General features: G+C 65.2%; 17 protein-coding genes. 10 read left to right on the top strand and 7 right to left on the bottom strand.

The window, feature by feature from the left end; translation table 11 throughout:
- Positions 1-154: 154 nt before the first annotated feature.
- Both IEX24_RS09140 and IEX24_RS09135 read left to right on the top strand, forming a co-directional pair.
- On the top strand, positions 155-1702 hold the full coding sequence (locus IEX24_RS09140; RefSeq protein ID WP_229715199.1) for an SDR family oxidoreductase: 1548 nt from the start codon (positions 155-157) through the stop codon (positions 1700-1702).
- 64 nt (positions 1703-1766) lie between these two features.
- Positions 1767-2345 (top strand): GDSL-type esterase/lipase family protein, encoded by a 579-nt coding sequence (locus IEX24_RS09135; protein ID WP_188677166.1) that lies wholly within the window; start codon positions 1767-1769, stop codon positions 2343-2345.
- Positions 2346-2354: 9 nt separating this feature from the next.
- On the opposite strand, the gene IEX24_RS09130 is transcribed toward IEX24_RS09135, so the two are convergent.
- Both IEX24_RS09130 and IEX24_RS09125 read right to left on the bottom strand, forming a co-directional pair.
- Entirely contained in the window at positions 2355-3461 is a 1107-nt protein-coding gene (locus tag IEX24_RS09130; protein ID WP_188677165.1) for a carbohydrate kinase family protein, read from the bottom strand.
- Positions 3454-4374, bottom strand: a complete 921-nt coding sequence (locus IEX24_RS09125) for a pseudouridine-5'-phosphate glycosidase (protein WP_188677162.1) — start codon at positions 4372-4374, stop codon at positions 3454-3456. Before IEX24_RS09125 ends, IEX24_RS09130 begins: the two co-directional genes overlap by 8 nt.
- A gap of 18 nt (positions 4375-4392) precedes the next feature.
- Here IEX24_RS09125 and IEX24_RS09120 point away from each other — a divergent pair, with 18 nt between their 5' ends.
- The 4 genes from IEX24_RS09120 (at position 4393) to IEX24_RS09105 (ending at position 9404) form a co-directional block, all read left to right on the top strand.
- Positions 4393-4908: a heme-degrading domain-containing protein gene (locus IEX24_RS09120; protein WP_188677159.1), complete on the top strand. Its 516-nt coding sequence runs from the start codon at positions 4393-4395 to the stop codon at positions 4906-4908.
- Between the two features lie 10 nt (positions 4909-4918).
- The gene (locus tag IEX24_RS09115) at positions 4919-5392 is read left to right on the top strand and encodes a DUF6804 family protein (RefSeq protein ID WP_229715198.1); all 474 of its coding nucleotides are present in this window, start codon (positions 4919-4921) and stop codon (positions 5390-5392) included.
- Between the two features lie 239 nt (positions 5393-5631).
- Entirely contained in the window at positions 5632-7752 is a 2121-nt protein-coding gene (locus tag IEX24_RS09110; protein ID WP_188677156.1) for a DEAD/DEAH box helicase, read from the top strand.
- Entirely contained in the window at positions 7749-9404 is a 1656-nt protein-coding gene (locus IEX24_RS09105; protein WP_188677154.1) for a stealth family protein, read from the top strand. Before IEX24_RS09110 ends, IEX24_RS09105 begins: the two co-directional genes overlap by 4 nt.
- Before the next feature lie 19 nt (positions 9405-9423).
- Here the strand turns inward: IEX24_RS09105 and IEX24_RS09100 are convergent, their stop codons facing one another.
- The gene (locus IEX24_RS09100) at positions 9424-10362 is read right to left on the bottom strand and encodes a phosphodiesterase (protein ID WP_188677150.1); all 939 of its coding nucleotides are present in this window, start codon (positions 10360-10362) and stop codon (positions 9424-9426) included.
- A gap of 348 nt (positions 10363-10710) precedes the next feature.
- Here IEX24_RS09100 and IEX24_RS09095 point away from each other — a divergent pair, with 348 nt between their 5' ends.
- Both IEX24_RS09095 and IEX24_RS09090 read left to right on the top strand, forming a co-directional pair.
- Positions 10711-11724, top strand: coding sequence for a magnesium and cobalt transport protein CorA (locus tag IEX24_RS09095; RefSeq protein WP_229715243.1), 1014 nt, complete (start codon positions 10711-10713; stop codon positions 11722-11724).
- A 141-nt stretch (positions 11725-11865) separates the two neighbouring features.
- The gene (locus IEX24_RS09090; protein WP_188677147.1) at positions 11866-13371 is read left to right on the top strand and encodes an FAD-dependent oxidoreductase; all 1506 of its coding nucleotides are present in this window, start codon (positions 11866-11868) and stop codon (positions 13369-13371) included.
- A gap of 127 nt (positions 13372-13498) precedes the next feature.
- Here the strand turns inward: IEX24_RS09090 and IEX24_RS09085 are convergent, their stop codons facing one another.
- Positions 13499-15052 (bottom strand): maltokinase N-terminal cap-like domain-containing protein, encoded by a 1554-nt coding sequence (locus IEX24_RS09085; RefSeq protein ID WP_188677144.1) that lies wholly within the window; start codon positions 15050-15052, stop codon positions 13499-13501.
- A gap of 121 nt (positions 15053-15173) precedes the next feature.
- On the bottom strand, positions 15174-17372 hold the full coding sequence (locus IEX24_RS09080) for a S9 family peptidase (RefSeq protein ID WP_188677142.1): 2199 nt from the start codon (positions 17370-17372) through the stop codon (positions 15174-15176).
- Between the two features lie 75 nt (positions 17373-17447).
- On the opposite strand from IEX24_RS09080, the gene IEX24_RS09075 reads away from it, so the two are divergent.
- A complete protein-coding gene (locus IEX24_RS09075) occupies positions 17448-18998 on the top strand; it encodes a CYTH and CHAD domain-containing protein (RefSeq protein WP_188677139.1) in 1551 nt (516 codons plus the stop codon).
- 21 nt (positions 18999-19019) lie between these two features.
- Here IEX24_RS09075 and IEX24_RS09070 read toward each other — a convergent pair whose 3' ends face one another.
- Positions 19020-19169, bottom strand: a complete 150-nt coding sequence (locus tag IEX24_RS09070; protein ID WP_188677126.1) for a hypothetical protein — start codon at positions 19167-19169, stop codon at positions 19020-19022.
- A gap of 130 nt (positions 19170-19299) precedes the next feature.
- Between IEX24_RS09070 and IEX24_RS09065 the strand changes: the two genes are divergently transcribed.
- Positions 19300-20403, top strand: coding sequence for a potassium channel family protein (locus IEX24_RS09065; RefSeq protein WP_229715197.1), 1104 nt, complete (start codon positions 19300-19302; stop codon positions 20401-20403).
- Here IEX24_RS09065 and IEX24_RS09060 read toward each other — a convergent pair.
- Positions 20336-22351 carry an APC family permease gene (locus IEX24_RS09060; RefSeq protein WP_229715196.1) on the bottom strand — a complete coding sequence of 672 codons (2016 nt, stop codon included), beginning with the start codon at positions 22349-22351 and terminating at the stop codon, positions 20336-20338. The two genes, IEX24_RS09065 and IEX24_RS09060, sit on opposite strands and share 68 nt — an antisense overlap.
- Between the last annotated feature and the right edge of the window lie 26 nt (positions 22352-22377).

Raw genomic sequence — 22377 nt, 5'->3', positions numbered from 1 at the left:
GCCGGGCGGCGATATTCCGTGGCCTGACGGCGAAATCGACCCACGGAAACGCAAAACTCGGCCGAAGACGCGAAACCAGACCACACCTTGCCGCCCGATGCAAGCAGACTGTGCAAAAACGTCGACGGCCGCCCATCGGCGTAGCCTGTATCAGGTGACTACTCAGCGAACCGCCTTAGTGACCGGAGCTACGGGATACATCGGCGGCCGCCTCGTGCCGCGACTGCTTGATGCCGGTTTTGCCGTGCGCGTGCTCGTGCGCAACCCCAGCAAACTCGCCGACGTTCCATGGGCTGACCAGGTGGAGATCGTCAAGGGCGACCTCAGCGACCGCGAATCGCTTGCGACCGTCTTCGAAGACGTCGACGTGCTCTACTACCTCGTGCATTCCATGGGCAGCTCAGGCAACTTCGACGGCACCGAACTCGACTCCGCCAAGAACGTCGCATCCCTCGCCCTCAAAGCGAACGTCAAACGCATTGTGTATCTCGGCGGCTTGCACCCGCGGGGCGTCACCCTGTCGCGGCACCTGCGTTCGAGGGCGGCGGTCGGCAGCATCCTGTTGCAGTCTGGCGTGCCCACAATTGCCCTTCAGGCCGGCGTCGTCATCGGCTCGGGGTCGACGAGTTTCGAGATGATTCGGCATCTCACCGAGGTGCTGCCGTACATGCCCGCACCCAAGTGGGTTCGTAACTTCATTCAGCCCATCGCCGTGCGTGACGTTCTCTACTATCTCGTCAAAGCCGCTGACATCGACGAACCGCTCAATCGCACCTTCGACATCGGCGGGCCGGATGTTCTGCGGTACGGCCAGATGATGAACGGTTACGCCGTTGAAGCGGGCCTCCATCAGCGCCCCATCGCCTCGCTGCCCGTGTTCACTCCGTGGCTTGCCTCGCAGTGGGTGAATCTCGTGTCGCCGATTCCGCGCAGCCTCGCCATTCCCATCATCGAGTCGCTGCAATTCGAATGCGTGGCCAGCGAGCATGACATCAGAACGTACATTCCTGACCCCGTCGGCGGCCTCACCGGCTACCGCCGCTCGGTTCGGTTGGCGCTTGAGAAGATGCGCACGGGCCAGGTGGAGACCAGCTGGCAAGACAGCGACGTTGAAGGCGCCCCGGCTGACACGTTGCCGAGCGACCCCGACTGGGCCGGTCACACCGTGTACACGAACCTTCAGATTCGCGAAACGGATGCCCGGCCCGGCGACGTGTGGCGTGTCATCGAGGGCATCGGCGGTGACAACGGCTGGTATTCGTTTCCGCTCGCCTGGGCCGTTCGGGGCTGGATGGACAAGGCCGTCGGCGGCGTGGGCCTACGCCGTGGGCGCCGCAACCCCGACCACCTGCACACCGGCGATGCGCTCGACTTCTGGCGCGTCGAGCAGATCAAGCGCGGCAGTTTTCTGAGGTTGCGCGCCGAGATGAAGGTTCCCGGGCCGGCCTGGCTCGAGATGAGCGTCGAACCGCGTGACGGCGGCGGAACGAAGTACACCCAGCGGGCCGTATTTTTTCCGCGCGGGCTCGCCGGGCGCCTGTACTGGTACTCGATTCTGCCGTTTCATGGGTTCATCTTTCCGGGAATGGCGAACCGCATCACCCAGACGGCGACGGCTGAAGTCGAACGTCAGGCCGAGCATCCTGAACCGGGTGAAAAGACCGACGACACGCGTTCGAACACGGCCGACGAAATCGCTTAAGGGTCGACCGAGACCGCACGCGTTAGAATGGATGCTCGCGTAGCCCAACACTTCGGAGGCGGATATGCCCGACAACTCAACTCTCGTGTTCTTAGGCGACAGCCTCACCCAGAACGGCAGCTGGCAGGAGTGGTTCGGCGACTACGAGGTGCACAATCTTGGCGTAGGCGGTGACACGACCGACGACGTGAAGGCGCGCCTCGACGACGTCATCGCGCTGAACCCCGGAACGGTGGTGCTGCTGATCGGCACCAACGACCTCGGCAAGCGCCGCTCGGTGGAGCACGTTGTGCAGAACATCGAGACGATTCTGGCGACCCTGCGCAACGAATTGCCTGACGCCGAGATTCTGTTGGAGTCGGTGATTCCGCGCTCGGCCGAATATGCAGACGAGATTCGTGACATCAACCGGCACATCTGGCAGTTCGCATCGAGCGTTCGCACGCACTACCTCGACCTTTGGCCTGCGCTGTCGGTCGACGACAGTCGGCTCAACCCCGAGTACACCACCGATGAGGTGCATTTGACGCCTACGGGTTACGAAGCGTGGCTTTCTGAACTCGAACCGGCGCTCGAGCGCGTGTACGGGTTGCCGCCGAAGAGTCGGCCCATTCGGTTGCCAGAGTTGCGCCAAACGAGCTGAGTTGCGTGTTCAGTGCAGAGCGCCCGGGGCGTTCAGGCCGTGATGGTGCGTGACCACGCCGGGCGGCCTGGCGCCGACGTTTTCGATGGCTCGTGCGGCCGTCGCTACGCCGCGGGATGCTGCGGTCTGCAGTCTCGACTCGAGCGCTGACGATGCGCTGCGGCTGAAAGGCCGTTCGCCGGCGTAGCTGCCCTCGAAGAGTCCGGCGAGAAACCCCGCGTTGAAGGCGTCGCCCGCGCCGGTGGTGTCGCGGGGTTCGACGGGCTGGCATGGAACGGCGAAGCGGATGCCCGGGGTCGCTGAGGTGGCCCCGGGTGCGTCTGCGCTGATCTGTGCGCCCGCGCCGAGCTGCGCGCGTGCACCGGTCTGTGGGTCGGCGCCGGCCGGTGCGCCAGCGCCGATCAGCGCGCCCGACCGACCCAGAGTCAGGGCGACCACCGCGAAGTGTTCGGTCAGGGCATCCACCATCGCCGCGTCGTCGCTCAGGCCGGTGAGCGCCATCGCCTCGTCGCGGTTCGGGAAGAGAATGTCGGCGCCGGCGACGGCGTCGAGAAACGTCTGTGCGCCGTGGTCGGCGATGAAGCCCGATGAGGCCGGGTCGACCGACACCGTCACACCGTGCTCGTGCGCACGGCTGATCAGCCGTGCGAAGTCGCCGTGGGGCTGGCCGCTGAAGATCGTGTATCCGGTGAAGTGCAGGTGAGTGGCGACCTGCAGAAGCGCGTCGCTGACGTCGTTCGGAGACGTCAGCGCGTTCGCACCGCGTTCGGTGAGCATGGTGCGCGTGTTGCCTTCCACGATGACCACGATGGTGCCGGTGGGCAGCGTGCTTTCGCCGAGCAGGTGGGGCGTGACGCCGGAGTTGCGCAGTGCGGTCTCGTGCCGAACCGTGTCGGCCAGGTTCGTTCGGCCCACGAAATCGACCTGCGTGCCGAGGGCGCCGAGCCACGCCGCGGTGTTTGCCGCAGATCCGCCCGGGCGCCGCTCGATGCCCGCCAGAGTGTCGGTGTCAGAACGCACCGGAGCCGTGGGCTTCACGATGATGTCGTCGAACACGTCGCCGAAAACGACAACGCGCACGGGCAGGTGCAGGTCGGCCGGCGGCGCGCTAGACATGCCGGCCGAGTTCGCTCCAGGCGGTGGCGATCTGGCCGGCGAGGCGCACGTTGTTGCGCGCGATGTCGAGGTTCACTTCGAGGCTGCGGCCGCCCGATGCCCCCACGATGTACGAGAGCAGAAACGGCGTCACCGCTTTGCCCCGGATGCCCTGAGCATCAGCCTCGGCGAGGGCCTCCAGCAGCACGGCGTCATGTTCGTCGGGCTCCCATTGCAGCTCGGGGGGCAATGGATTGGCCACGATGATGCCCTGACCATGACCCAACTCGTCTTGACTGTGCATGATGTCGGCGATCTCGGCGGGGGAGTCGACCGACCAGTCGATCTGCTCGCCCGACTCGGTGAGCCAGAAGCTCGGAAAGTTGGTGGTGCGATAGCCCAGCACAGGAACACTGAGCGTCTCGAGGCGTTCGAGGGTGCCAGCGATATCGAGCACCGACTTCACCCCGGCGGCGACCACGGTGACTCCCGCCAGGGCCAGCGAGCTGAGGTCGGCCGACTCGTCGAACGTGGCGCTCGCACCGCGGTGCACGCCGCCGAGGCCGCCCGTGGCGAAAACGCGAACGCCTGCCTTGCCGGCCAGGTACGCGGTGGCGGCGACGGTGGTGGCGCCGCTGATCTTCTTCGCTGAGAGAATCGGCAGGTCGCGAACACTGGCCTTCACCATGTCTTCATTGGCGATGCGGGCGACCCCGTCGGCGTCGAGCCCGATACGCGGAATACCGTCGAGTACCGCGATGGTGGCTGGTGTCACGCCGGCCGACAACAGAAGCTCTTCGAACTCTTGAGCGGCGGCGAGGTTTCGGGGGCGCGGCAATCCGTGCGAAATGATGGTCGATTCGAGGGCGACAACCGGTTTGCCAGCTGAGAGTGCGGCTGCAACGGCGTCTGAGATTACGAAAGGCGATGGCATAGTTCTAGGCTAAGCCTTATGCCCAGCACCGATTTGCCGACCGAAAGCGCAGTCGACGAAGCCATTCTGGCTGCCGCCGAGAAGCTCGAACAACTGCGTCAGCACGAACGCGACCTGCAGTTCACCTCGTTCGACTACGACGACGCATGGGATGTCGGGTCGAAGCTGCGCGATCTCGCGCTCGAACGGTCGTTGCCGATCGCTATTTCAGTGGTCTTCGGCGAGCAGACCGTCTTTCACGCCGCGCTGCCCGGGGCGAATGCCGACAACAACGACTGGCTGCGGCGCAAGTTCAACGTCGTTCGCCGGTACGGCGAGTCGTCGTACACGGTCGGCACGCTCTTTCGGTCGCGAGGCACCACGTTCGAGGCCAGCTCGCGCCTGCCGCTCGCCGACTTCGCCGCGCACGGCGGTGCAGTTCCGCTTCGGGTGAATGGCTCGCTGATCGGCGCAGTGGGCGTCTCAGGCCTCGCGCAAGCCGACGATCACGATCTGGTCGTGGAGGTTCTCACGTGGCTCCGAGGCCAGGAATGACGGTCGCCCGATGAGCCCCTCAGCCAAGCGCACCACCGAGCAACAAGCGGCGTTGGTGGCCCGCCAGCAAGCGAATCAGGCCGCCAGGGCACGGGCAGCGGCATCCGGAGCAGCCAACCCGACGATACGAGACCCGAAAACGGGCAAGACCACGTCGCGCTACCCGACCTTCACGCGCACCGCGCTGGCCCCCGGTCTGCTCGGCGCGATCGCACTGCTTGCGGCCGTAGCCGTGATCGACTCGGGCTGGTTCACCCTGCTCGAGTACGTGATCAGCATCTTGGCGCTCATCGTTTGCGTGTTCGCCTGGCAGGCGAAACAGTGGTGGTGGATCATCGGGCTGGTGCCCATCGCCGTGATCTGGAACCCGGTGTGGCCGCTCGATTTCGACCCGCCCGTTTGGTACGCGTTTCACCTCGCGGCGGCGGTCATCTTTGTTGCGGCCGGGCTGCTGATCAAAATACCGGTCGACACCAAAAAGTAGTCAGCAAGAAGTAGTCAGCAAGAAGTACCGCCTCGCCCAGCCGCCTCGCGCCTGGAGTGCCCGGCGATCGGGTAGAATGAACGTGCACAGGGAAGATCCGCTCTAGCGCCGTCCGTGACCCGGTGATCTCATCGAAACGTAGACCGTTCGGTGATTCCATTCGTATCGTGTTGCACGGCCACGAACCCCTTGCAGGCAGTCAAGCTTTTTTTGGCACGTCACCACTCCACAGGAGGAGCATGTCACGATCAGGCGTTCGCCGATCAACCCGCACGGTTGACAACACCGGCCTCATTCCCATTCTCGCGCGCAAAGTGCGCGAAGTTGAGGCGGCAGCTCAGCGCGGCAAGGTCGTGCCGTCGAACCGCACCAAGTTTCTCGTCGTTGCGCTGCTCATGCGCGAAGAGCGAGCTCGCATCAAGGGTGATGCTGAGCTGAGCGACGGCGAACGCGCCGAGCAGCTGAAACGCCTCGACGGCATCGCCGGCATTCTGGCGCAGACCGCGGCTCGTGACACATCACTGATCACGTTGCTCGAGAGCGACGCGCCCGTCTCTCCCGTGGCCCAGCGGTTGCGCCGCGAATACCTGACGGATGCCGGCATCGAACTCGAAGAAGAAGAACCCGTCGCCCTAGCGCCGAGTTCGCCCTTCTCTACAGATCTTTTCTCCGAGCGCCAGGTGGTTCCGCAGTCGGTGAAGGCTCGCCAGCTGGCGAACCCGTTTCTCGCACCTGACTTCAGCGCCGCAACCGCGCACAAGCCCGTTTCGCGTGGCCGCCTGTCGAGCTGGGAGCTGCTCGGCCCGCTCTACCGCGCCTTCGAATACGGTTCGGGCGGCACCGTGGCGAGCATGGAGCTGCCAGAGGCGCCGAAGATCGACCGCATCTCGCCCCCCGGCCACGAACTCATGCACCACCAGGCGCGCTTCATCGCCGCTGTCGCTGCGGGGCACCGGTCGTTTCTGCTGGCAGACGAGCCCGGCCTCGGCAAGACGGCACAGTCGTTGCTGGCCGCATCCGTCTCTGATTCGTATCCGCTGCTGGCGGTGGTGCCGAACGTCGTGAAGATGAACTGGGCGCGTGAGGTCGAAATCTGGACTCCCCAGCGCCGCGCGACGGTCATTCAGGGCGACGGCGCCAACCTCGACGCCTTCGCCGACGTGGTGATCGTGAACTACGACGTGCTCGACCGGCACCTCGCCTGGCTCGGCACCCTGGGCTTCAAGGGCATGGTCGTCGACGAGGCGCATTTCATCAAGAACCTGCAGTCGCAGCGCTCGAAGAACGTGCTCGCGCTGGCCGACCGCATTCGCAAATACGCCCCCGGCGGAGACCCGCTGATGATGGCGCTCACCGGCACCCCGTTGATCAACGACGTCGATGACTTCAGGGCCATCTGGCAGTACCTCGGCTGGATCGACGGCGACAAGCCCACCCCCGAACTCATGGAGAAGCTCGAAGACACCGGCCTCACCCCGGCCGACTTCGGTTTCTTCGCCGAAGCCCGTGAAGCTGTCATCGACATGGGCATCGTGCGCCGCAAGAAAGTGGATGTCGCGGCCGACCTTCCGGCGAAACGAGTGGTCGACCTGCCGGTCGAACTCGACGACGACCTCGGCCGTTCGATTCGGCAGGCCGAAGCCGAGCTGGGCAAACGACTTGTGACGCGGTACCGCCGTGCGGCATCCGGAGCTCTCGGCAGTGGATACGACACGAGCGACGGGCCCAACGCGGAGCTCATGCGCATGGTCGCCAAGGCCGAACTCGAAGAATCCAAATCATCGACGACTGGCGAGAACGTGTTCACCATGGTGCGCAAGATCGGCCAGGCTAAGGCCGGTCTCGCGGCCGACTACGCCGCACAGCTCGCCCGCTCAGTGGGCAAGGTGGTATTCTTCGCCAAGCACATCGACGTGATGAACCAAGCCGAAGAGGCCTTCGCGCGTCGCGACCTCAAGACCATTTCGATTCGCGGCGACCAGAGTGCCGCCTTCAGGCAGACGCAGATCGACGCGTTCAACAACGACTCCGAGGTCTCTGTTGCGGTGTGTTCGCTGACCGCCGCCGGTGTGGGGCTCAACCTGCAAGCCGCCTCGAACGTGGTGCTCGCCGAGCTCTCGTGGACGGCCGCAGAACAGACGCAGGCCATCGACCGCGTGCACCGCATCGGGCAAGAAGAGCCCGTGACGGCCTGGCGCATCATCGCCGCGCAGACCATCGACTCGAAGATCGCCGAGCTCATCGACAGCAAGCAAGGTCTCGCTGCCCGAGCGCTCGACGGGTCAGACGCAGAGATCACCTCAAGCGACAGCGTGCAGCTGGATGCCCTCGTGCACCTGCTCGAACAGGCCCTCTCATGAGTTCGTTCAGTTCGGTTTCTCAGGCCGTCGGCCGGGTCGCCACCGGCAGCGCGGCGACGCACAACGTCGCGCTCGAACCCACCTTCGAGTCGGAGGCGCCCGAAGAGCTGTTCGGTGCCGTCTCGGGCAAACTGGGCGCGCCCCGGTCATGGCCGAAGAGTCACGGGCGCACCGATGTCATCGTGCGCAAGGGGCTGCTCGCGCTCGTCAACACGACGCTCACGCCGCACGATGCCATGGTCGAAGACCTGTTGTTCATCAGGCGGGCGCTCATCGACGCCTCCATTCCGTTTTTTCTGATTCGCGGCAATGACGAGCGACCGGTGGTCGTGGTGGATGCCGCCCGCCGCCGCCGCCTCGAACGAGCACTCGCGCGCGCCACCACAGACGAGCCGATGTATTCCAAGACGGTCGAGGGCAAGAAGCGCCCGCCCGTTTTGGTGTGCGACGGATCGCTCGGCGACAGCCGCAAGGCTCGCATCTTTCGGCTCTACCGGCCGCGGGTCGAACCGCTCGGCGGGCTGACCTACGGATCGTCGACGGGCATCGAGCTGCAACTGTGGAGCTTCGAAGACAACGTCATCATCTGCCCGGTGGAGAACTCGCTGACCCGGCGCGAACTGCCGCGGTCAGAGGCGATCGCGAGCACGGTCGATCTCTACGGCGTAACCTGGAACAGCCTGCGCGGCATGTTCGATGTTCAGGCGAACGATGTGGTGTTCGACATCGACATGGTGTTCTCGTGGGTCGACGGCAACGACGTGGAGTACCAGCGCCGCCGTCGGGCGCAGTCCGGGGGCTATGTGGTGGGCGACGGTGACGACTCCGATGCGCGCTACCGTCAGATCGATGAGCTGAAGTACGCGCTGCGGTCGGTGTACACGTTCGCGCCGTGGGTGCGGCGCATCTTCATCGCCACTGACTCGGCGAAACCCGAATGGCTCGCCGAGCATCCGCGGGTCACGTTTGTGAGAAGTGACGAATTCTTCACCGACCCGAGTGTGCTGCCGACGCACAACTCGCAGGCAGTTGAGAGCCAGTTGCATCACATTCCGGGCATCAGCGAGCACTTCTTGTACTCGAACGATGACATGTTCTTCGGCCGGCCCGTTCAGCCGAACATGTTCTTCAGCTCGGGTGGTGTCACCAAGTTCATCGAAGCGACCACGCGCATCGGGCTCGGCGAGAACGAGGCGTCGCGCAGTGGGTTCGAGAACGCGGCGCGGGTGAACCGCCGACTGTTGTTCGAGAAGTTCGGGCGCATCATCACCCGGCACCTCGAGCACGCCGCTGCTCCGCTTCGCCGCAGTGTCATGTCAGAACTCGAGATGGAGTTCGCCGACGACTTCGAGCGCACGGCCGCGAGCCGGTTTCGATCGAGCACCGACATCTCGGTGACCAACTCGCTCTACCACTACTACGCGCTGATGACCGGGCGTGCGGTGGTGCAAGAGGCCGCGCAGGTGCGGTACGTCGACACGACGCAGCGGTCGGGGCTGGCACTCTTGCCTGGTCTCTTACGCAAGCGCGCGTTCGACTTCTTCTGCCTCAACGACGGCAGCTACCCCGAGGTGTCGGCTGAAGAGCGCGCTGCCGTTGTGCAGTCGTTTCTGGAGCAGTACTTTCCGTTCAAGGCGCCCTGGGAGCGCTGAGGCGGGTGCCGGTTTCGATCTAGACGCCGGCGAGGGCTGGGATGACCAGCGGCTCTTCGGCGGGAACTGGAGCGTTGACCGGGGGAGCGATCTCGACGTTCGCGTCAGTGAGGATCTTCTGGGTGGCCGCCGCGTCGGTGTAGGAAACTTGCGCGTAGTGACCGATGGGAACTACCGAGTGGAGCACGGTGTTCTCGTAGACGTGAATGAGGTTGAACGCTTGAGCGCCGTCGCGCGCGAGCGTGCCGCCTACCGCAACGTTGAGGTCTTGGGTGTAGCAGGTGGCCGAGGCGACCGACACCGGAACGCCGGCGAACATCGCCGTCGAGGAGTAGTGCAGGTGACCGGCGATGATCGAACGCACATCTGAGCCCTGAATGACCTCGGCGAGCGAGGCCTGGTCGCGCAGCTCCACCATCACGGCCAGGTCGAGCACACTCGGCACGGGCGGGTGGTGCATAGCCAGAATGGTGCCGTGCGGCGCGGGGCTGGCGAGCTCTTCGGCGAGCCAGTCGAGCTGAGCGGGGGTGACTTCGCCATAGTGCGAGCCCGGAACGGTGGAGTCGAGCGTGATGATGCGCAGGCCGTTCACGTCGTAGACGCGGTCGACGGGCTGCATCGAGGGCAGCTGGTCGAGCAGACTGGCGCGAAAGGCGGCACGGTTGTCGTGGTTGCCCATCACCCAGATGACCTGGGCGCCCATCGCCGCGGCGGCGGGTTCGACCATGGCACGCAGTTTCTCGTAGGCCTTGGGGTCGCCCTTGTCGGCGAGGTCGCCGGTGAAGATGATGGCCTCGGGCCGCGAGCCAGACGCGTGCAGTTCGGCGAGAATCTCGACGAGGTGGCCCTCGGCGTCGATCTTGTCGTAGAGCAGGCTGTCGGTGCCGACGAAATGGGTGTCACTGAAATGAAGAACGAAGTGATCTGGCCTCGGGTACTGGGCCAACGTCGCTGTCATGAAAATGTGCCGTTCGGGTAGGCGGCCCGGCGCGTAAGCGAACAAAGTCAGCGCACGACGGGTGGTTCTGATTGATAACCCAAGCAGAGAAAGCTGAACGTGTGGTAAACGCCACGCGGGAGTTTTACGAACGATGACGTCGGTGAACTCTTGTCGAAGTGCGATTTATGCCCAGAGAAGTGTGGCAGTCTGAATTCGAATCGGCTAGGTCTGAGAGGCGGCGTGCGCGTGAAGAGCATGAGATTTTCGAGCATGGTCAGAGGCATCACATCGGTGCGGCCGAGCAACCGGCCCATCACACCTGCCCCTGAGACGGTCGAGCCAGAACCGTTCGAGCCGCACACGAGCATGGTCGACAACGCGGTCTACCGGCACGGTAAGCGGGTGCTCTCACCTTCTACTCCCGCCGAGACCATTGCGGCGCTGAACCGGTCACCGGGGTCATTGGCCTGGATCGGGTTGTATCGGCCGAGCGCCGATGAGCTCGTTGAAATGGAGAACGATTTCGACCTGCATCCACTCGCCATCGAAGACGCGGTAGGGGCCCACCAGCGCCCCAAGCTCGAGCGCTACGGCGAGGTGTTCTTCGTGGTGCTGCGGGCGGCCCAGTATGTGGATGAACGTGAAGAGGTCGAATTCGGCGAGCTGCACCTTTTCGTGGGCCCCAATTTCGTCATCTCGGTGCGGCACAGTGAATCGCCCGACCTCTCGGTGGTTCGCCGCCGCATGGAGAACGACCCCGACCTGCTGTCGCTCGGCCCCATCGCGGTGCTCTACGCCATCATGGACGCGGTTGTCGACCAGTACGCGCCCGTCGTGGCCGGCCTCGAAACCGACATCGACCAGATCGAGACGCAGGTGTTCGAGGGCGACCCGGCCGTGTCTCGGCGCATCTACGAACTCTCGCAAGAGGTGCTCGACTTTCAGCGCGCGACCCTTCCGCTAACAGGGATGCTCGAGGCTTTGCGCAGCCAGTTCGACCAAGTAGAAGGCACCCTCGAACTCAAGCGGGCGTTTCGAGACGTTGCCGACCACGTATCGGTGGTGAACGATCGGGTCGACGGGTACCGGCAGACGCTGCGCGAGATTCTGACCGTGAATGCGACCTTGGTGGCTCAACGGCAGAACGAAGACATGAAAAAGCTCGCTGAGACGAGCAACCATCAAAACGACGAGGTCAAGAAGATCTCGGCCTGGGCGGCTATTTTCTTCGCGCCGACGGTGGTGACCGGCATTTACGGTATGAACTTCGACAACATGCCCGAGCTGCATTTCGCGTGGGGGTACCCGGCGGCCATCGGGCTGATGGTGGCGCTGAGCGTGGGGCTCTATGTGATGTTCAAGAAGCGCGGGTGGCTCTGAGTGCGGATGCTCGCGAGGTAGTGCGCAGCCGCACACTATAACGCGGCCGTGCTCCGCGGCGCTTCTAGCACTGATTGCGGCGGCTGACTAGGCCCAGCCGCAGCCCACTCGTCGAGAAACCGCCCGGCGTAGGGTGAAACGATGACCTCACTGTGGCTCGATTCACCGCGCGACCAGGTATCAGACGAGTTCGTCGACGGCGCAACCTACGACGATGTGGTGGTAGGCGCAGGGCTCACCGGTTTGGTCACCGCACTGCTGCTCGCCCGGGCGGGCAAGAAGGTCGCGGTGCTCGAATCGCGCTTCATCGGGGCCGTGGCAACGGGCAACACCTCGGCCAAGCTGTCGCTGCTGCAGGGCATCCAGTTGCAGAAGATCAAGCGGCACACGTATCAGGCCATTACGCAGGCCTACGTCGACGGCAATCGTGCGGCGCAAGAGTGGCTGCTCGAATATCTCGAGTCGCGCGACGTGCCTGTGCAGTTTCGTGACGCCATCAGTTATGCCGGCACGCCCGAGGGCACCGAGACCGTCGAGCGCGAGTTTCGGGTCGCGCGATCGGTCGGGCTCGATGTGAAGCTGCGCGCCGAACTCGACGTTCCGTTTGCAACGTTCGGCGCGGTGGTGCTGGCCAATCAGGCTCAATTCGACCCCGTTCAGGTGCTCGAAGCGTTGGCTGCCGATGTTCGCGAGCTCGGCGGCGTGATCGTCGAGGGCGCGCGCGTCACGGGGGTGACGGCCGGGCCTCGCTCGCAGCCGGCTCGGGTGCGCACCGCGGCCGGCGAGCTTTTCGCGAAGCACGTGCTGCTCACCACGGGTACGCCGATTCTCGACCGAGGTCTCTACTTCGCGAAGCTCAAGCCGCTGCGCTCGTATGTCACGTCGTATGCGGTGCCGGGCGTCATTCCCGAGGCGATGTATCTCTCCGTGGACTCGCCCAGCCGGTCGCTTCGCACCGCGCCGAGTGGCGACGGCAAGCACGCGAGCGAACAGTTGCTGGTGGGCGGCAACGGGCATCCGGTGGGGCGTGCTTCGTCGACGCAGGCGCGGGTCGACGACCTGCAGGAGTGGACCGAGCGGTACTTTCCGGGTGCCAGGCTCACGCATTCGTGGAGCGCGCAAGACTACGAGACGCCCCACGGTGTGCCGTTCGTAGGGTATCTGCCGCGCGGCCGTGGCGCGATCTACCTGGCGACCGGGTACGACAAGTGGGGCATGACGAACGCCGTTTCGGCCTCTTTGACGCTGGTCAGCGACATCTACGGTGGCAGCCCCGACTGGGCGACGGCGTTGCATCACCGGGCGACGTTGCCTGCAGCGATGGGTGCGGGGCTCGGCAACGGCGCAGCCGTGGGCTGGTGGGCCGCGAAGGGCTGGGCGGGCGCACTGCTCGGTCCGCGAGTGGATGCCCTGCCGCGCCCAGCCGAACGTCAGGGCCTCATCGGGCGAGCGGGCATCCTTCCCGTGGGAGTCTCGACCGTGAACAGCGCCTCCTGCGCCGTTTCGGGCGTGTGCCCGCACCTCGGCGGTGTGCTCACCTGGAACGACGCCGAAACCTCGTGGGACTGCCCCCTGCACGGCTCACGTTTCTCAGCGACGGGCGAGCTTCTCGAGGGCCCCGCGACCCGCGATCTGGCACAGAAGTAGTGGGTGGAGGGTCTCGCTCGGCGGCTGCCCGCCGCCCGTGGCAGTGCGCGTTGCACGAAAGCACCTTCGGGCGCGCGGCGCGGTGCTTTTGCGCAACCCCGGAGGGGTGGCTGGAAACAGCAGCGGGTCAGCTGAGGGCGCCGCCGGCTAGGCGAGCGATGGCCGTGACGGGGATGGCGAGCCAGGTGGGGCGGTTGCGCGCCTCATAGATGGCCTCGTAAAGCGCCTTGTCGATTTCGAACGCCTCGAGCAGGGCACGGTTCGAGGTGAGGTCGAAGCCCGAGCGGGCTACGTAGCCGTCGAGAAAGGCCTGCCGAGCATCCTGAGCCCAGGCTGTCGCGCTTGGGTGCAGAGGTGTGTCGGCGAACGAGCCCGCCACGTAGTCGAACGAGCGCAGCATGCCCGCAATGTCGCGCACGGCGAGATCGGGCTGATTGCGCTCGGCCATGGGGCGCAGCGGTTCACCTTCGAAGTCGACGAGCACCCATCCGCCAGAAGGAACCGCGAGAACCTGGCCGAGGTGGTAGTCGCCGTGAATGCGTTGCAGGCGCGGCCAGTGCCCAGTCGCCGCTTTGTCGAAGATGCGGTCGACGGCCGCGCTGAACTGCCCGAGCTCAGGCACCTCGGCGACGGCTTCGGCGTGCCGACCGCGCATGCTGGCCAGAACCGCCGCGATGAGCTCGGGCGAGGGCTCGACGGTGGGCATGACGCCGGCCAGCGTCTCGTGCACTTCGGCCGTGGCCTCGCCGAGCGCGAAGGCATCAGCGGTGAACGGATGCCCGGCCTCCGCCGCCTCGAGCGCAACCCGCCAGGCGTCGCGAACGCCGGGCAGAAACTCCTGCGCGAACGCGAGGTGGCCCGATGCGATGCCGTCGAAGACGCGTTCGTCGCTCCACGTACCGACCACGCTGCCGACCGAAGCCGGAACCCGCGTCGAGCCCGCCTTCGCCAGCGCCGACTGCAGCACTACGTCGGGGTTGTCGCCGTGGTGCAGCACACGAAATACCTTGCAGATCACGGGCGCGGGGGCAGCCGCGGGTGCCGTCGAAGCTGCGGTGCCGGCCGCTGCCGCGTGGCTGACCGTCATGATGATCGAGGTGTTCGACTGCTCTCCGCTCAGCACGCGCGAGCTGGTGACGGCGAGTGGATGCCCGGGCTCCTGGCTGCGCCCCGATGCCGTCGCTCCACCGTCGTTTCCCGTGCTCTCGTCGCTCGTGATCAGCGTGAGAAGTGCCGTCGCGTACGCCGAGTCGAGGGCGCCGTCGTAAACGAACGAGCCGGAGTCGAGCGTGGTGATCAACCCCCCGGCGAGCTCGGGCAGAGCCTCGCTGCGTGCCGTGAGCGGAACCTGGTACAGCTTCGGCTGCGAACCGCCCTCGTCGAGCACGAGCGCTGTGGTGATGGTGACCGCGGGGCTGAGGCCCGCGCCAGAACCCGATGCAGCGGCGAGGTCGGCGAGCGTAGCGGCGGGGGAGCGTAGGTCGAAGCTGCCGACGAGGCGGAGTACTGGTGTGGTGCCTTTGCCGGCGAACCAGCGCTGGGCGGGCATCCACTCGGTGAGAGCGGCCAGCAACTCGTCGGTGCCGGGGTTTGCGAGGCCGACTTTCGCCGGGCCGTGCTGGTCGGTGGCTGGGCGTTCTTGGCCGAATTCGTTGACGCGCCGGGAATCTGAATCGCTCATGCTTTCACCCTACGCGCGGGCGGCTCACAGCGCCCGGTGGCTGCGGTGGGGGCCGAAACGGTGTAAAGAGGCGCGCTCACCACACGGATTCAGCTGAACGCAGCGGCAGTGCTCGCCCGATTCAGTGCTCTGCGGCACCCACCACATCGAGCATCCAGGCGTACTCATAGGCCGTCTCTTTCCAGCGCTCGTAGCGCCCGCTGACGCCACCGTGGCCCGCCGACATCTCGATTTTGAGCAGGGCCGGGGCACCCACTTCGCGAAGACGAGCGACCCATTTGGCGGGTTCGACGTAGAGCACCCGAGTGTCGTTGAGGCTGGTCACGGCAAGAATACGCGGGTAGCGCACGCCCTCGCGCACGTTCTCGTAGGGGGAGTACGACTTCATGTAGGCGTAGATCTCGGGGTCGTGGAGGGGATCTCCCCACTCATCCCACTCGATGACGGTGAGCGGCAACGAGGGGTCGAGTATCGACGTCAGCGCGTCGACGAAAGGGACCTGAGCGAGGATGCCCGCGAAGAGCTCGGGCGCATCGTTCGCGACCGCGCCCATCAAGAGCCCGCCGGCGCTTCCGCCCTGGGCCACGAGCAGCTCGGGGGTCGTCTCACCGATCTCGATGAGGTGCCGCGCGGCCGCGATGAAGTCGCCAAACGTGTTGCGCTTGGTGAGGGTTTTGCCGTTCTCGTACCACCACCTTCCGAGCTCGCCGCCACCGCGCACGTGGGCGATGGCGAAGGTGACGCCGCGGTCGAGCAGCGAGAGCCGAGCGACCGAGAACGAGGGGTCGATGCTGGCCTCGTACGATCCGTAGCCGTACAGCACGAGAGGCGTGGGCGCGGGCTCGGGATGCTCGGGGGCGGCCGTCGCGTCGAGATCAGCACGGGCATCCGCAGTACCAACCGGCTTGTCGCGCTTGAAGACCAGCGAAATGGGCACCCGGGTGCCGTCGGGCGCCACCGCCCACTCGCGGCGCTGGCCATAGAGCGAGGGTTCGTAGCCGCCGAGAACCGGCTGCTGTTTCAATTCGCGCAGTTCACCGGTGGCCACCACATAGTCGTAGACCGTCGAGGGGGTGACGAATGACGTGAAGCCGACCCGCAGCGTGGGCTGCGCGAACTCGGGGTTGCCGCCGGTTCCCACGGCGAAGAGCGGCTCGTCGAAGGGTAGCTCGAGCGGTTCTGAGTACGGCCAGCCGGCCGGCTCGCCCGGTTCGGCGACGGCGGCCAGTGTGATGACAGCGACGCGGCTGAGGGCGTCGCGGCGATATTCCAGGCTGAGGTGGGTTGCGAACGCGTCGACGCTCTCGAGTCGAACGTCGTGGCTGTGCGCCAGAATGGTGTGCTGGCGCGAGGCGTCGGTCGGAGCATCCACCGCCACCTCGACCAACTCGAAATTCTCGCCGTTCGCATTGTGCGTGATGAGCAGCCGGTCTTCGCCCGCTACGACGGCGTGCTCCACCGAGTACTCGACTCCCTCGACGCGCGGCCAGACCACGCTGAAGTCCCCCTCGGGCGTGGCCGCGTCGAGCAGGTGCGATTCGCTGGTGATGCTCGAGCCCACGCCGATTTCGAGGTACTTGCGGCTGCGGGTGAGCCCAACGCCTATCCAGTACCGTTCGTCGGGTTCGCTGAACACGATCACGTCGTCTGCGGCCGCGGTGCCCACGCGGTGCCGCCAGATGGTGTCGGGGCGCCACGACTCGTCGACGGTGGGGTAGAAGATGTAGCTCGCGTCGAGCGAGAAGGTGGCGCCGGGGGCGGTGTTCTCGATTTCGTCTGCCAGATCGAGGCCGGTTCGCAGGTCGCGAATGCGCAGGGTGTAACGCTCGTCGCCTTCGGTGTCGACGGCGTAGGCGAGCAGAGTGGCGTCGGCGCTCACATCGAAGCTGCCGAGCGAATAGAACTCGGTACCTTCGGCCTCGATGTTGTCGTCGAGCAGCACCACTTCACCGGCGATCGGATGCCCGGCCTCGAGCACCGGCGGCTGCCAATCGTCGGGCGCGGCGATGGGCGCTCTCGCATGCACTCCGTACTGCTGACCCTCGAGGGTGCGGGTGTAGTACCACCAGTCGCCCTCGCGCACCGGAACCGACAGGTCGGTCTCGAGCGTACGACCCTTGATCTCGTCGAAGAGCTGCTGCCTGAGCGTCTCGAGATGTTCGGTCTCTTGATCGGTGTAGGCGTTCTCTGCCGCCAGGTGGGCGAGCACCTCGGGGTCTTCTTTGTTACGCAGCCACTCGTAGTTGTCGATGACCACGTCGCCGTGGTGCTCACGACGCAGTTCGACTTTTCGGGCGAAAGGTGAAGTCAGTGGTGCCATGCATCAACCGTAGCCGGGATGCCCGGGTGCATTGCGCCCGATGCATTACGTTGGTACGCGGGAGGCGCACAGAACATGAACCATGAGGTACACGTTGAGATCGAGCGTAAGTACGATGTCGACGACACGGTGAGCGTGCCCGACCTCAGCGGAGTCTCTTCCATCGCCCAGGTCTCCGAGCCCGAGACCGCTACTCTGCAGGCCGTCTACTACGACACCGATCGGCTCGATCTGGCCTCTCAGCGCATCGTGCTGCGGCGCCGAGTCGGCGGCGCAGACGAAGGCTGGCACATCAAACTGCCGGGCGACGAGGGCCGTCTGGAGCTGCACTGGCCGCTCGGCGAGGAGTCGCCCATTCCGGCCGCTGTGCTCGATTTGGTGCTGGTGCATGTGCGTGACCGTGAGCTTTCACCGGTAGCCCGACTGACGACCACCCGAACGACGTTCTGCCTGTTCGACGCCGACGGGCTCGGTCTCGCAGAGGTGGCCGACGACCTGGTGTCTGCGGTCGACGAGACCACGGGCCTGCTTCGGGTGTGGCGGGAGTGGGAGGTCGAGCTGACCGACAATGCTCCTGGTTCGCCCAAGAAACGGGAGGCCCTGCTCGACGCCATCGAGAAGAGGCTTGCCGAGGTGGGCGCTACGCCGTCGAAGAGCATCTCGAAGCTGGCGCACGCGCTCGGGCGCGAGAAGCTCGGCGAGACTCCGCCGCGCTGGTCGCTGCGCAGCAAGAGCACCGCCGGCGAAGTTCTGCGTGAGGCGGTTTCTGCCCTGACCGATCGGCTGAAATCGGCTGATCCTGATGTGCGCCAAGACGAGGCCGATTCGGTGCACGCGATGCGGTCATCCATTCGCCGCCTGCGGAGCGTGTTCGCGACGTATCGGCCGATTCTCGCTTCAACCGCGGCGGCTCATCTCGAGAGCGAGCTGGCGGCCCTCGGGGTGGTTCTGGGCGATGCGCGCGACCCTCAGGTGATGCATGATCGGGCGCGAAACCTCGTGCGTTCGCAGTCGAACCGCAAGATGCACGACGCCGTGTTGTCGCGGCTGGTGGGCAGCAAAGACGACGAATACCACAAGGCGCTGAACTATCTGCACGTCATCATGTCGAGTCCGCGGTACTTCAGGCTGCTCGACGACCTCGAAGCGTTCGCTGCGAGTGCCAAATTCAACAGTTCGTCAGAAAAGCCAGCGGCGAAGGCTCTCGCCAGGGGCATCGCGCACGACTACGCGCGGGTGAAGAAACGGATGGCCGCGGTCAATGACGCTGCGAACCCGGCTGAATGGCAGGAGCGCATTCATGCGGTTCGCAAGGCGGCCCGTCGGTTGCGGTTCGGGGTCGAAGCGGTGACCTCGGGTGACACCGCGATCTTCGGCGACCGGGCCAGGCGACTCGCTCAGGCAGCCGAACGCGTTCAAGACTCGCTCGGGGAGTACCGCGACAGCGTACTGCTGCAGCACTTGCTGGTAGAGAGTTCAGAGCTTGCTTTTGCCGCGGGTGAGAATACCTTCGGCTACGGGCGACTGCACGCGCTCGAGCAGCAGCGCGCCGACTACGCCATCGAGGAGTACAGCCGGGCCCGAGGCGAGTTCAAGATCGCGAAGAAGTGGGTGCCGCAGCGCTAGGTGCCGACTAGCACGCTGGCGCTAGGCCCCCGGCGCTGGGCCGTCGGTCGGCGTCGCTTCGGGGGCGGGCAGCAGTCCGTCTTCTTCGACCGATTTGTCGAACTGCGCCTCTTCGCGCTTGTCTTCTGCCTCTTCGATGCGGTCGGTCTCGGTTTCGTTGGCGTCGCTCATGCCTCCAGCGTAAACGAACCGGGCTGTAACACGGGCGAAACGTGCCGTGGCGATTGGCGCACTATGCTTCCAGCATTCTTCGACTTAGGCCACGCGTCGGCGCGCGGCCACGAACGACGGGGCAACGCTGATGAGTATTCGCACCACGAGAAAGACCACAGTCTCTGGTGTGGGCTCACCGTCACTCACCGGGTCACCGACACTGACCGCCTCGCCGAGCTTCGGCATGACTCAGGCCGAGCGCGAAGCAGACGCGGCGGCGATCACCGACCGCATCACCGATGTGCTCACCGAGGCGCTTCCCGGCAAGGTGGGCGACGACGAAGTGGTGAGCGAACCGCTCACCGGGCCCGCCGCACATACCCGGTTCTTCGGTTTCAAGCGCGGTGACGAGGGTCAGGCGCGCTGGAACGCATCGGTGGAGTGGCCGCTCACCTTCGTCTCGATCATCTTTTTGATCGTGTACTCGTGGGATGTGATCGGAAATCTGAAGGGTTCGCAGCAGGTCACCGCCGAAATCGTCATGTGGGCGGTGTGGGGTGTGTTCATGGTGAACTACATCGCCAACCTCGTGCTGGCGCCGAGGCGCTGGCGCTGGTTCTTCACGCACATTCTCGAATTTCTGATCGTGGCGCTGCCGATGCTCCGGCCGTTGCGGCTGCTGCGATTGGTGATGCTCTGGACGGTGCTGCAGCGCACCGCCGGCACAGCGTTTCGGGGCAAGGTTGCCACGTACGTCATCGGTTCGGCCGGTCTCCTGGTGATCATCGCCGCACTCGGAATTCTCGACGCCGAGCAGAACGCGCCGGGTGCAGACATCACGAACATCGGCGACGCCCTCTGGTGGGCGTTCGTGACGATCACTACCGTAGGCTACGGCGACTACACCCCTGTCACGTTCGAAGGCCGGCTGATTGCGGTCGGGCTGATGATCGCCGGAATCGCTCTGCTCGGTGTGATCACGGCCACTCTCGCGAGCTGGCTGGTCGACCGGGTGCGTGCCGACTCCACCGCACAGAGCGCGAACGTCGACCACATCGACGCCCTGTCACAGCAGCTCGCCGACATGCAGGTCGAGATGGCGCGCTCACGCGAGGCCTTTGCCGACGAGCTGGCGGCGCTGCGCCGAACCGCCCAGCCATCGCGGCAGCGTGCCGGAGTAGTGATCAGCTCACGTGCACGGCGGGGCGCAGCTTCACGTTCTTCTCGGCCTCACGCAGCACCTCGCGAGTAACCGGCGCCACCTCGCCGCCACCGGTGATCAAGAAGCGCAGCATGTTCGAGAGCGGGTTGCCTTCGGTCCACTCGAAGTAGATCTCGGGCACGATCGATGTTTCATCGCGGATGGTCAGCAGCACCACCGCGAGGGTGTTCGGCACATTGCCGCTGCGCACCTCGAGCACGCGATAGCCGTGCTTCATGACGCCGCGAACCACCAGATCTTCTTCGAAGTTCGACGAATCGGCCGGGTAGACCTCGATGAAGATGATCTTCGTGCTGGTGGGAATGTGGCTGTCGTGCCGTTCTTCGGTGTTCTTGGCGCGATACTCGATAGCACTGCCGTCGTCGGGTTCGTTCGCGATGAGGTGAATGTGGCCGTGCTCGGCATCTGCCCGCAGAAAGGCCAGCGCCGACTCGTCGAGCGTGACACTCGTGGCGCGCAGCTGAAACGACCGCTGCACGCGGGAGACCAGCGAAACGACCAGAATCGTCAGAATGAACAGGGCAGCGATACGCACGCCGTCGGGGCGCTCGAACACGTTCGCCACCGTGGTGTAGAGAAAGACCACCGACACGATTCCGAAGCCGATGGTGCGTTTTTTCTGGTGCTGACGGCGGGCTGACAGGGTTACGGCGACCGAGGCCGAGGTGATGAGCACAAGTACTCCGGTCGCGTAGGCGCCACCCTGAGCATCCACACTGGCCTGAAAAACCAGCGTGATGAGAAAGGCGATGCCGGTGAACACCAGCACCAGCGGCCGCACCGCGCGAACCCACTGCGGGGCCATGCCGTACCGCGGCAGGTACCGCGGAACGAGGTTCAAGAGACCTGCCATCGCCGAGGCTCCGGCGAACCAGAGAATCGCGATGGTGCTGATGTCGTAGATGGTGCCGAAGGTGGGCCCGAGGTATTCGTGGGCGAGGTAGGCGAGGGCGCGGCCGTTTGCGGCGCCGCCGGGCTGAAACTCCGATTGCGGAATCAGCAGCGTGGTCACAAAGCTCGACGTGATGAGAAAGGCGCTCATGATGAGTGCTGCTGTGGTGAGCAGCCGCATGGTGCCCCGGATGCGGCCCTTCGGATTCTGCGGGGTGTCGGTTTTCGCGCCGGTGATCTGCGGCATCACGGCAACACCGGTTTCGAAACCCGAGAGGCCGAGGGCGAGCTTCGGAAAGACGATGAGCGAAATGCCCACCATCACGAGCGGATTGCCGTGCTGTGCGTTGAGTGCGGCCCACCAGTCGGTGACGACCACGGTGTTCTCGAACACGTGGCCGATCGACACCGCGACGACCACGGCGTTCAGTGCGAGATACACGGCCACCAGAACGGTGGCGATGCCGATGGCCTCTTTGAAACCGCGAATGAACACGGCGCCGAGCAGGGCGATCAGAACGAGGGTGATGACGATCTGGTTGCCGTGAAAGAAGGCCGGGGCGAACGGGTTCTCGATGGCGTGCGCCGTGGCATCGGCGGCCGAGAGGGTGATGGTGATCATGAAGTCGGTGGCTGCGAAGCCGAGCAGCACGAGAACGAAGAGTTTGCCGCCCCACCAGGGCAGCAGGCGTTCGAGCATGGCGATCGAGCCCTCGCCCTTGAAACTCTCACGAGCGACACGTCGGTACACCGGCAGGGCACCGAACAGGGTAAGCAGAATCAGCACGATGGTGGCAAACGGCGAGAGCAGACCGGCGGCGAGGGCGGCAATGGCCGGCTGGTAACCGAGGGTCGAGAAGTAGTCGACGCCGGTGAGGCACATGACACGCCACCAGCTGTGCGTCTTCTCGGCCGTCGCGCTGTACGAGCCCTGGTATCTGCCCGACTGATCGACGAGCCCTTGCAGCAGCCAGTGCCTGATTCGGCCGTTGGGGCGCTGTTCCCCGTCGACAACGACGTGGTGGGCGATGTGCGGGTCGTGGATGTCGATGGGTACCGGGTCTGACGTGGGGTGCGGGTGAGGCATGTTCATCCTTGCTGAGGCGGCCGGTC

Origin of the sequence: Subtercola lobariae, from assembly GCF_014640255.1 — a bacterium.
Classification (GTDB): domain Bacteria; phylum Actinomycetota; class Actinomycetes; order Actinomycetales; family Microbacteriaceae; genus Subtercola; species Subtercola lobariae.
The sequence above is the reverse complement of the archived record's forward strand: the minus strand, read 5'-3'. Positions and strand labels throughout refer to the sequence as shown.

Coding starts and splice junctions, on each gene's coding strand:
- IEX24_RS09105 (WP_188677154.1), top strand. CDS start 7,749: ATGAGTTCGTTCAGTTCGGTTTCTCAGGCCGTCGGCCGGGTCGCCACC.
- IEX24_RS09125 (WP_188677162.1), bottom strand. CDS start 4,374: ATGCCATCGCCTTTCGTAATCTCAGACGCCGTTGCAGCCGCACTCTCA.
- IEX24_RS09085 (WP_188677144.1), bottom strand. CDS start 15,052: ATGAGCGATTCAGATTCCCGGCGCGTCAACGAATTCGGCCAAGAACGC.
- IEX24_RS09130 (WP_188677165.1), bottom strand. CDS start 3,461: ATGTCTAGCGCGCCGCCGGCCGACCTGCACCTGCCCGTGCGCGTTGTC.
- IEX24_RS09070 (WP_188677126.1), bottom strand. CDS start 19,169: ATGAGCGACGCCAACGAAACCGAGACCGACCGCATCGAAGAGGCAGAA.
- IEX24_RS09090 (WP_188677147.1), top strand. CDS start 11,866: ATGACCTCACTGTGGCTCGATTCACCGCGCGACCAGGTATCAGACGAG.
- IEX24_RS09135 (WP_188677166.1), top strand. CDS start 1,767: ATGCCCGACAACTCAACTCTCGTGTTCTTAGGCGACAGCCTCACCCAG.
- IEX24_RS09060 (WP_229715196.1), bottom strand. CDS start 22,351: ATGCCTCACCCGCACCCCACGTCAGACCCGGTACCCATCGACATCCAC.
- IEX24_RS09110 (WP_188677156.1), top strand. CDS start 5,632: ATGTCACGATCAGGCGTTCGCCGATCAACCCGCACGGTTGACAACACC.
- IEX24_RS09100 (WP_188677150.1), bottom strand. CDS start 10,362: ATGACAGCGACGTTGGCCCAGTACCCGAGGCCAGATCACTTCGTTCTT.
- IEX24_RS09075 (WP_188677139.1), top strand. CDS start 17,448: ATGAACCATGAGGTACACGTTGAGATCGAGCGTAAGTACGATGTCGAC.
- IEX24_RS09065 (WP_229715197.1), top strand. CDS start 19,300: ATGAGTATTCGCACCACGAGAAAGACCACAGTCTCTGGTGTGGGCTCA.
- IEX24_RS09115 (WP_229715198.1), top strand. CDS start 4,919: ATGAGCCCCTCAGCCAAGCGCACCACCGAGCAACAAGCGGCGTTGGTG.
- IEX24_RS09080 (WP_188677142.1), bottom strand. CDS start 17,372: ATGGCACCACTGACTTCACCTTTCGCCCGAAAAGTCGAACTGCGTCGT.
- IEX24_RS09095 (WP_229715243.1), top strand. CDS start 10,711: ATGGTCGACAACGCGGTCTACCGGCACGGTAAGCGGGTGCTCTCACCT.
- IEX24_RS09120 (WP_188677159.1), top strand. CDS start 4,393: ATGCCCAGCACCGATTTGCCGACCGAAAGCGCAGTCGACGAAGCCATT.